Source organism: Enterococcus sp. 10F3_DIV0382 (assembly GCF_002140245.1).
Taxonomy (GTDB): Bacteria; Bacillota; Bacilli; order Lactobacillales; family Enterococcaceae; genus Enterococcus_B; species Enterococcus_B lactis.
The window spans coordinates 5289-8861 of the sequence record NZ_NGMF01000005.1; the positions used below are offsets into that span (position 1 = coordinate 5289).

1 protein-coding gene and 1 pseudogene are annotated in these 3573 nt (G+C 37.9%); one reads left to right on the forward strand and one right to left on the reverse strand.

Translation table 11 applies throughout. The features are described 5' to 3' along the window. Positions 1–221 (reverse strand): annotated as a pseudogene (locus A5849_RS14545) (ISL3 family transposase); the annotation flags it as partial. Positions 222–622: 401 nt separating this feature from the next. Between A5849_RS14545 and A5849_RS14550 the strand changes: the two are divergent. Continuing rightward, positions 623–3451: a starch-binding protein gene (locus A5849_RS14550; protein WP_202625857.1), complete on the forward strand. Its 2829-nt coding sequence runs from the start codon at positions 623–625 to the stop codon at positions 3449–3451. Positions 3452–3573 lie beyond the last annotated feature (122 nt).

Here is a 3573-nt window from a genome sequence, read left to right on the forward strand (position 1 = left end):
CGGATAAGTAAAGGGTAGCCAGCAGTTTCTAGGTAGGGGATTTTAGAAGTTTTCTGGTAGTCGTACTTAGCCATTTGTCCCTTGCATTTTGGGCATTTAGGGGCTGTGTAGTCCAAGTGACCGTGGAGTTCTAAGTGAGTCCCCATATCATATTCATCAGTGATAGTGATATTTTTGTCTTTAATTCTGAGAAAATTTGTGATAAGATTTAGTTGTTCCATATGAGTCTTTCTAATGTGAGTTTCGTCGCTTTTCATTATAGGTCATATGGGACTTTTTTTCTACACTAAAAAAGGCTCCATAATCTCTACAGTGGATTTACCCACTACAGAAATTATAGAGCCAAATTGTTAACGGTAACAAAATTTTCCCTAAAGTAGCATAAATTGACAGTAAAACCTGATACAGAGCGGTTTTTCATGATTTTTTAGCTGTTTGAAATTAACCAACAAATATGATATTATAATTTTGCAACCGTTTGCATTTGGCGAATGATTTAATTTTGAAAGAAAGGAGAGTACTTATTCCTCTACAGTTGATTGCTAGGTTCAAGGTCATCAACTGTAGATATATTTTTTCAAGAAAATGCGAACGTTTTCTTATTATTTTTTAGGAGGTTTATATGGCTTATCAAAGTAAGAGAATACTATCCAAACTGGTAAAAAAAGCAGTTAGTGTTACCCTGGTTTTATCCATGTTTGCTGGAATTGAACAGGCATTCACAATCACTTCAGTAAATGGTGAAACAATCGTTGCCAGCTCCAACCAGCAGGTTTCAATGAAAGATGGGACTGTTTTGCATGCTTGGTGTTGGTCGTTTAATTCTATCAAAGAAAATATGGCGGCCATTAAAGAAGCAGGCTATACAAGTGTTCAAACATCCCCAATTAATGCTGTAGTTGTTGGAAATGGTGGAGATAAGAAATTTACAGAGCAATGGTATTATCATTATCAACCAACCGCCTATACGATTGGTAACTATCAGCTTGGGACTGAAGCTGAATTTATCGAGATGAATCGTGTCGCAGAGCAGTATGGTATAAAAATTATAGTTGATGCAGTACTGAATCATACTACTTCTGATTATAATGCGATCTCTTCAGAAGTTAAATCCATTCCAAAATGGACTCATGGAAATACTTTAATTGAAAACTGGGGGAGTCGTTGGGATGTAACTCAAAACTCTCTGCTTCAGCTCTGGGAATGGAATACACAAAATCCAGAAGTACAACAGTATTTGTTGAAATTCTTAAAAAATGCAGTTGCTGATGGAGCGGATGGATTTCGTTATGATGCTGCAAAACATATCGAATTACCAGGAGAATATCCTAGCGAATTTGGTAGTAATTTCTGGAATGTTATATTAAATAATGGTTCTGAGTTCCAATATGGTGAAGTGTTACAAGACAATATTTCACGTGATGCAGATTATGCGAACTTGATGAGCATTACTGCATCCCAATATGGGCACTCTATCCGAGACATGCTCCGCAATCGAAATGCCAATGCTGGAAATCTTGGCAACTACCAAGCAGGAGTAGATCCATCTAAACTCGTACTTTGGGTCGAATCTCACGATACGTATGCAAACGGAAAGACGGATAGTGAATCTGAATCAGCTTGGATGAGCGATGAAGATTTGAAACTTGGCTGGGCAATGATTACTGCACGCGCCAAAGGTACACCTCTATTCTTCTCACGTCCAGTTGGTGGCGGTAATGGTGTCCGTTTCCCTGAACAAACTAAACTCGGTGATGCGGGTAGCAATCTTTATAAAGACCCTACGATTGTAGCAGTAAACAAATTCCATAATGCCATGGTTGGTCAATCAGAATATATTCGGAACCCGAATGGTGATACAAACGTTGCCATGATTGAACGAGGCACTCAAGGCGCAGTAATTGCAAACCTTTCCGACAGTGAGAAAAGCTTAAATACTGAGACAAAATTGGCGAATGGAACCTATAAAGACCAAATTTCTGGTAAAACCTACACTGTTTCGAACGGACGATTAAGTGGTTCCATTGCGAGACGATCAGTATTAGTATTAACAAAAGGTGATGATAATCTAGCATCCTTGTCAGTTCAAGGATATCAAGAAGGCAGCCATACTTTCTTGACAGATACATTAAATCTTACATTACAAACTTCTAATACTAGTGAGGCTACCTATTCTGTCAATAATGGCGCTCCAATTAAATTTGAAAATGGAAAAGTCATTACAATCGGAAGTCAAGTGCAATTTGGTGAAACAGTAACGGTTACATTATCTGCTAAAAACGCTAAAGGTGAGACAGTTCAATCCGTTTATCGCTTTACAAAAGAAGATCCGAATGCCAATACAACCATTCGCTTTGAAAATCCAGATAAATGGACAGATGTCTTTGTATATATGTATAATGCCAAAGGTGATAAATTGTTGGGCGCATGGCCAGGAACTAAGATGGAAAAAGATGGTACAGGTCTTTTAGCCATCACTCTTCCAATATCATACGAGACTGATGGCGTAAAAGTACTCTTTTCTAACAACAAAGGAGCACAGTATCCACAATCCCTTGGTTTTGAATTTAAATCAGGCGGAACATATTCTAAAGATGGTTTAGTTGCCGAAAAACCTGAAAGCGAGTTCAAAGAAGAAAATGAAGAGCTTCCAATTCCATTTGAAACAGAGTATGTAGACAATCCTGAACTTAAAAAAGGACAGAAAGTAACTCGCGTTGAAGGTCAAGACGGAGTGAAGACAATAACTTACCGTTCAGAGTACATTGGTGATCAACTTGTTTCTAAGACAAAAATCAGTGAAACAGTTAGCAAAGAGCCAGTAACACAAGTAGTTGAAGTCGGTACAAAAGTCCCAGACATCGAGCAACAAATTGCCAACCGTGTTTACTTCAACAATTCACAAGGTTGGTCTAAGGTCTACACCTATGTTTATGATAATAAAGGTGTACCACTCGTTGGCAATTGGCCAGGTAAAGAAATGAGTCAAGATGAGTACGGATATTATATTGAGCTTGGTGAAGAATTTGCAGGTGGTAAAGTAATTTTCAATAATCCTGATACAAAAGTTCAATTTCCAGCTCAAAATAAACCTGGCTATGATTTGGAACTTGGACAAGTCTATGAAATAGACGGTAGCCATAGAGCAGTTTTACCAGAACCAGTTGCCGAAGGCTTTACCCGTATTACCTTTGAAAATCCTGGTGGATGGAGTGCTGCAAATGTCTATGCCTATTATGGTAATTTAATTCAACTGCCTTTGGGAGCTTGGCCTGGTCAAGCTATGTTGAAAGATAGCAAAGGTCACTTCTATATCGATTTACAAGAAGAATATGCAAATTCTAATGTAAAATTATTATTTAATAAACCAAATTCTACTATTCAATTCCCGGTTTCAGTTGGTTTTGATTTTAAAGTAGATGGCCATTATACCAAAGATGGTCTAAAATAAGTGTGTTTCCTTCCTAAAAAATAAGGTCCCCTGTCGATAGGGGATCTTATTTTGGCTCTTTGTCAACTGTAGTGGGTAGATGAAAAGCTAACATCTAGAGAGGACGAACTTCGTCCTCTCTT

Excerpts from the sequence above, each read along its gene's own strand:
- A5849_RS14550 (WP_202625857.1), top strand. The coding sequence starts at position 623 with ATGGCTTATCAAAGTAAGAGAATACTATCCAAACTGGTAAAAAAAGCA.